At 62.1% G+C, this 6042-nt stretch carries 6 protein-coding genes and 1 pseudogene; 3 read left to right on the forward strand and 4 right to left on the reverse strand.

Annotated features, from left to right (window positions below; translation table 11 throughout):
* From ACK4OE_RS24765 to ACK4OE_RS24780, 4 genes are all read right to left on the reverse strand, one after another.
* Positions 1-421, reverse strand: a 421-nt coding sequence (locus tag ACK4OE_RS24765) for a peptidylprolyl isomerase (protein WP_409889080.1), incomplete at its 3' end; no start/stop codon positions are given.
* Between the two features lie 33 nt (positions 422-454).
* Complete coding sequence (locus tag ACK4OE_RS24770; RefSeq protein ID WP_409889082.1) at positions 455-1036, reverse strand: peptidylprolyl isomerase; 582 nt, start codon at positions 1034-1036, stop codon at positions 455-457.
* A complete protein-coding gene (locus tag ACK4OE_RS24775; RefSeq protein WP_409889084.1) occupies positions 1033-2334 on the reverse strand; it encodes a L,D-transpeptidase family protein in 1302 nt (433 codons plus the stop codon). Before ACK4OE_RS24775 ends, ACK4OE_RS24770 begins: the two co-directional genes overlap by 4 nt.
* A gap of 77 nt (positions 2335-2411) precedes the next feature.
* Positions 2412-3497 (reverse strand): tetratricopeptide repeat protein, encoded by a 1086-nt coding sequence (locus tag ACK4OE_RS24780; protein ID WP_409889086.1) that lies wholly within the window; start codon positions 3495-3497, stop codon positions 2412-2414.
* 211 nt (positions 3498-3708) lie between these two features.
* On the opposite strand from ACK4OE_RS24780, the gene cysS reads away from it, so the two are divergent.
* The 3 genes and pseudogenes from cysS to ACK4OE_RS24795 all read left to right on the forward strand — a co-directional run.
* A complete protein-coding gene (cysS, locus tag ACK4OE_RS24785; protein ID WP_409889088.1) occupies positions 3709-5091 on the forward strand; it encodes a cysteine--tRNA ligase in 1383 nt (460 codons plus the stop codon).
* Positions 5092-5157: 66 nt separating this feature from the next.
* Positions 5158-5829 carry a DNA-3-methyladenine glycosylase family protein gene (locus ACK4OE_RS24790; RefSeq protein WP_409889090.1) on the forward strand — a complete coding sequence of 224 codons (672 nt, stop codon included), beginning with the start codon at positions 5158-5160 and terminating at the stop codon, positions 5827-5829.
* 105 nt (positions 5830-5934) lie between these two features.
* Positions 5935-6042: pseudogene (locus tag ACK4OE_RS24795) on the forward strand (acetyl-CoA carboxylase carboxyl transferase subunit alpha); the annotation flags it as partial.

The raw sequence follows: 6042 nt of genomic DNA on the forward strand, positions 1-6042 counted from the left end.
TCTTGTCCACCACATCGGCGCCACCGACCACTTTGCCGAACACGGCGTAACCCCAGCCCTGGGCTGACGGTGCGGTGTGGTTCAGAAAGCCGTTGTCGGCCACGTTGATGAAGAACTGCGCGGTGGCCGAGTGCGGGTCGCTGGTGCGGGCCATGGCCACGGTGTAGTTGGCGTTCTTCAGGCCGTTGTTGGCTTCGTTCTCGATGGGCGCGTCGGACGACTTTTGCGTCATGCCGGGCTCAAAGCCGCCGCCTTGCACCATGAACCCGGGGATCACACGGTGAAAGATGGTGTTGTTGTAGTGGCCCTTGTTCACGTAGGCCAGAAAGTTCTCGACCGACTTGGGCGCCTTGGCGGCGTCGAGTTCGAGGGTGATGACACCGTAGTCGGTGATATGCAGTTCGACTTGGGGGTTGCTCATGGCAATGGTTCTTTCAGATAAGAGACTTCAATATCACTTCACCAGCGTGGCGGAAGTGATGGTGACGGGGGTGTTGGGCACGTTCTGGTGGCCGCCCTTGTTGCCAACGGCCACGGCCTTGATCTTGTCAACCACGGCGGTGCCTTCAACGACCTTGCCGAACACGGCATAACCGTGGCCGTCAGGCTGCGGGGCGTTGAGCATGGCGTTGTCCTTCACGTTGATGAAGAACTGCGAGGTGGCCGAGTTGGGGTTGCTCGTGCGGGCCATCGCGATGGTGTAGGTGTCGTTCTTGAGGCCGTTGCTGGCTTCCAGCGCGATCGGTGGCTTGGTGGCCTTTTGCTGCATGTCGGCCGTAAAGCCGCCGCCCTGGATCATGAACCCGTCCATCACACGGTGGAACACGGTGCCGTCATAGTGCTTGTCGTTGACGTAGGCCAGAAAGTTCTCGACCGTCTTGGGGGCCTTGGCGGGGTCCAGCTGCACCACGATGTCGCCCATCGAGGTGGTCAGTTTGACCTTGGGGGCAGTCTGTGCGTGCACATTTGCTACTGAAAACATAGCTGTTAGCGCAATACTGGCAAGCGCCAGAGTCGAATTTCTTCTGGAAATCATCCAATCACTCCTTCGAAAAATATCTGCCAAGTTTGGCCACGTCGCGTCCAGTATTGGCGTTTGACGGGGCCCGTTCGGGCGCCTTCGGCGACTTCGCCGAACGTTACCACCATGGTGTCGGCCGAGTCGGTCCACCGCAGGTAAGACTTGTCTTTAAGGTGGAGTTCCCGGCCCTTCAGGGCCCGCGTCTCGGCCTGCAGAACCGGGGCCCATTCGGCCAGCGGCTTTTTGCGGTGGCTTTGAAAGTTGGGCGCATAAAAGTCGAGCAGGCGTTTCATGTCGCCCTCGGTCTTGGCGCTGCGCCAGGCGTTGAGCACCGCATCAAACGCCTTGCGGTCTGCCTGGATGCTGTGCGGCGCCACCCACTGCAGTTGCCGCGCAATCACTACCGGGGTGGAGCGTGGCTCCACCGTGCGCAGGATGCGTTCGAGGTCGGGGTTGGCCAGCACCAGGCAGCCATCGGTGGCCAGCGGGGCGCGCGCAAACTGGTCGGGCGGTGTTCCATGCAGCCAGATGCCGCTGCCGGTCTTGCCCCGACTCAGGTCCAGCGGGTTGGGGTAGTTGATGGGCAGCGCGCCCACGCCGTAAAAATCCTTGAGCGTGGCGGGGTCCAGGCGACTGGTGATGAAGTACACCCCCAATGGCGTGCGCTGATCGCCTTCCACCATTTTTTCGATGCCCAGCTTGCCGACGGACGCGTAGTAGTCGGCCACCAGTTGCAGGCCCTTGGGGGTGTTCTCGAAAAGATACAGCCGCGAGCGGGACGCATCAATCGCAATCGCGTGGCGCGAGCGGGAAGACAGCTCCAGGAACTGTGCGGGAATGGTGTTGGCCGGAGGGCGGCTGCGCTGCGCGTCTACACGCTGGCGCGATTCGTTGCGCAGCTCTTCGAGCGTAGTGGCGGCCTGGATGCTGCGCGCGGAATCGGGTTCGGGCAGGTCGCCCAAGTCACCCGGATGGCGGATGGAGCGGGTGCGGGCCGTGAGCAGGTCGCCCACGGCCAGCTGCGCGAGCTGAAAGTTGGGGTAGTCGCGCGCCAGGCTTTCGGCCGCATGCAGGGCTTCGCGTCCGCGGCCTTCTGCGATGAGTTTGTAGACCGCCAACAGGCGGGTTTCTGCTTGGCCATCACGCAGGTCTGACGTGGCGGACGTGGCGACGGCGGGCGCCGTTTGCAGGGGGCGACGCGGCTTGTTGTTTTGCGCCGGCGCGGGCGCCGCCTGCATGAGCGCAGCCAGCACCAGCGTGCCCGCCACTGCCCGGCGTGCGGACAGGTACGCAGATGCTGGGTTGCGTCGCATCGGTTTCGTCACGCGGCTTCAGCGGAGCAAAAAAAACGCCCGCGCTTTATGCGCAGGCGCGGTGGAGGGAGTCATGATCAGCCGCCGGTCGATTCGCGGACGATGGTCCAGCGACCATTGTTGTTGACCAGGTCCAGCGTCTTGCGGCTGGCCACATTCAGTGCGTCGGCGCTGTAAGCCTGGCGAAAGCGGGCCGAAGCCTTGTCGCCGTTGACGGAAACCGTCAGATCCGAGAGTTGCACGCTGATCTTGGACTTGCCCACGATGCGTGATTCGCGCTCCTTTTCCCATGCGCTGCGCGATTGGCGGCCTGGTGGGGAGAAAGACTTGTCGTACGCCGCCAGATAGGCTTTCATGTCCTTGGCAGACCATGCTGCCGCCCAGGCCTGAACAGCAGATGTCACTGCCTGAATGGAGGCGTCGCTGGCAGCTGCAGGGGCGGGTGCGGGTGCGGGTGCGGGGGCCGGAGTGGCAGCCACGGCAGGTGCAGGGGCCGCTGCAGGTGTCGGGGTCGGAGCCGGAGTTGGGGCTGGCGCAGGCGTTGCCGGAGCGGCTGCAGGCGCCGGGGCGGGGCGTTGGGTTGCAACGATGGCCGGTGCTGGGGCTGCTGCCGCAGGGCGCCCAGCCTTGCCAGTAGCGTCTGCCGAGAACAGTTCGCGGATCAGTGCCAGCTTGGGCTTTACCGAATTGGCATTGGTGGCATCCAGTTGCAGGGCCTTGTTGTAGGCCTGGCTAGCCAGCTTGGCATAGATGTCGCCCAGGTTTTCGTGAGCAGTGGCATAGCTGGGGTTGGTGCGGATCGCCATCTCCAGCGCAGTGCGGGCCTTGTCCAGCTGGTTCTGGTTGGCATACAGCACGGCCAGGTTGTTGTAGGGCTCGGGCAGCTCTGGGTATTCTTCCGTCAGCTTGTTGAAGGTGGTGATGGCGTCACCTTGCTTGCCGCTGTCAGCCTGCGCCACGCCACGCAAAAAGCGCAGTTGCGGGTCCTTGGGATTGGCGGCCAGGCGCTGGTCGGCTTTGGTCAGCGCTTCGGCGGCCTTGCCTGCTTTGAGCAACTGGGTGATGTCGGCATAGTCATCGGCGTGAACCACGCCAGTGCCCAGCAGTGCGGTCAGTGCCAGCAGGCGCAAAAGTCGTGGGATGGTGCTTCGGACTTGCTTCATGGGGGTTCAGGAGTGTTGGGCAGCGTCTCGCAGGGCGGGAGCTTATACTTCGCCGAATTGTAGCTGAGGGGGTTGTCATGACGGTGCGCTGTTGCCGCTGCTGATTTTGCTGGACGCCCCTCGCCGGGCCAGCCCCTGACTGGGGCCACCTCCCGCAGCTGCCGGGTGAAACCTCTCACCCACCCATCCCTTCTCCCGTTACTGAAATCCCATGAGTTTGCGCATCTACAACACGCTGTCGCGTGCATTGGAGGAGTTTTCCCCGCTCGAACCTGGCCATGTGCGCATGTATGTGTGCGGCATGACCATTTATGACCTGTGCCACATCGGCCACGCCCGCATGATGATGGCGTTTGACGTTGTGCAGCGCTGGCTCAAAAGCAGCGGCTACCGCGTCACCTATGTGCGCAACATCACGGACATTGACGACAAGATCATCAAGCGCGCACTGGAGCGCGGCATCACCATCCGTGCACTCACGGACGAGATGATCGCCGCGATGCACCATGACATCGGCCTCTTGGGCATAGAGCCGCCTTCTGCCGAGCCCCGTGCGACTGAATATGTACCCCAGATGCTCTCGCTGATCGGCCAGCTCGAAGGCAAGGGCCTGGCCTACCGCGCCAGCAACGGCGATGTGAACTACTCGGTGCGCAAATTTGACGGGTACGGCAAACTCTCTGGCAAGTCGCTGGATGAGCTGCGTGCAGGCGAGCGCGTGGCGGTGCTCGACGGCAAGGAAGACCCGCTCGACTTCGTGCTGTGGAAGTCCGCCAAGGCAGAGGAGCCTCCTGAAGCCAAATGGGACAGCGAATTTGGCGCGGGCCGCCCCGGCTGGCACATCGAATGCTCGGCCATGAGCTGCGCCACTCTAGGTGAAACCTTTGACATCCACGGCGGCGGAGCAGACCTGCAGTTCCCCCACCACGAGAACGAAATCGCCCAGAGTGAAGGCGCCACGGGCAAACCGCTGGCCAAGTTCTGGGTGCACAACGGTTTTGTGCGTGTGGACAACGAGAAGATGTCCAAGAGCCTGGGCAACTTCTTCACCATCCGCGATGTGCTCCAGCGGTACGACGCCGAGACGGTGCGCTTTTTCATCGTGCGGGCCCACTACCGCAGTGCGCTTAATTACAGCGATGCGCACCTGGACGACGCGCGCCAGGCTCTGAAGCGCCTGTACACCGCCCTGAGCTTGGTGGCACCTGCCGAAGTAGCGGCCATCAACTGGGCCGACTCCTACGCCGCGCGCTTCAAGGCGGCCATGGACGAGGACTTTGGCACGCCCGAGGCGGTGGCGGTGTTGTTTGACCTGGCCGGTGAAGTCAACAAGACAGGTTCTGCCGAGATGGCGGGCCTGCTGAAGGCCCTCGGTGGCTGCGTTGGCATTTTGCAAGGTGACCCCAAAGCCTTTCTGCAAGCGGGTGCCAGTGGCGTGGATGAGGCCGACATTCAGGCGCAGATCGCTGCCCGCGCTGCCGCCAAGGCCGCAAAGAACTTCGCCGAGGCCGACCGCATTCGCAATGCCTTGCTGGCGCAGGGCATCGTGTTGAAAGACTCTGCGACAGGCACCACATGGGAAGCGGCGCAGTGATTTCTGTCTATTTGATGAAAAACGCCTCTTGGGCAGACAGGACGACCGGTGGCAGCTACTAAAAAGATAGCTTTGGATGCGTCGGTTGGGGTGGAGGGCGTGGATGGGGTGCGTGCACCGGCTACACCCCCTTACTGGACCGAGGCCTGCAAGCACCTGGTGAAGAAGGATCGGGTGATGAAGCGCCTGATCCCCCAGTTCGGCGACGCGGCCCTGCAGGTTCGGGGTGATGCGTTCACCACGCTGGCGCGTTCCATCGTGGGCCAGCAAATTTCGGTCAAGTCCGCGCAGACGGTGTGGGAGCGCTTTGTTGCGCTGCCCCGCAGCATGAAGCCTGCCAACGTGCTCAAGCTCAAGATCGACGACATGCGGGCAGCAGGCCTGTCGGCGCGCAAGGTCGACTACCTGGTGGACTTGGCTATTCATTTTGATGAGGGCAAGCTGCACGTGAAGGACTGGGCGGCGATGGACGACGAAGCCATCATTGCCGAGTTGGTCGCCATACGGGGCATCGGCCGCTGGACGGCAGAGATGTTCCTCATCTTTTATCTGATGCGTCCCAACGTTTTGCCCCTGGATGACCCTGGTCTGATCGCTGGAATCAGTCACAACTATTTCTCTGGCGACCCGGTAAGCCGCAGTGACGCACGTGAAGTGGCAGACGCCTGGAAGCCATGGTGCAGTGTGGCGACTTGGTATATTTGGCGATCGCTCGACCCCTTGCCGGTGGCGGACTGAACGGCTGACACAGCCTGAGTCGCTTTATAAAACTCGTTAACCGTCGGTTACAGTGCGTGCCATTCGTGGCAGCCACAACCGGCGCGATCCCTTAGGAGAAAAACGTTGGCGAAAAAGACCTTTCTGGATTTCGAGCAGCCCATCGCCGAACTCGAATCCAAAATTGAAGAACTGCGCTACGTGCAGACCGAGAGTGCCGTCGATATCTCGGAA

The organism is Acidovorax sp. (assembly GCF_046314175.1).
Classification (GTDB): domain Bacteria; phylum Pseudomonadota; class Gammaproteobacteria; order Burkholderiales; family Burkholderiaceae_C; genus Acidovorax.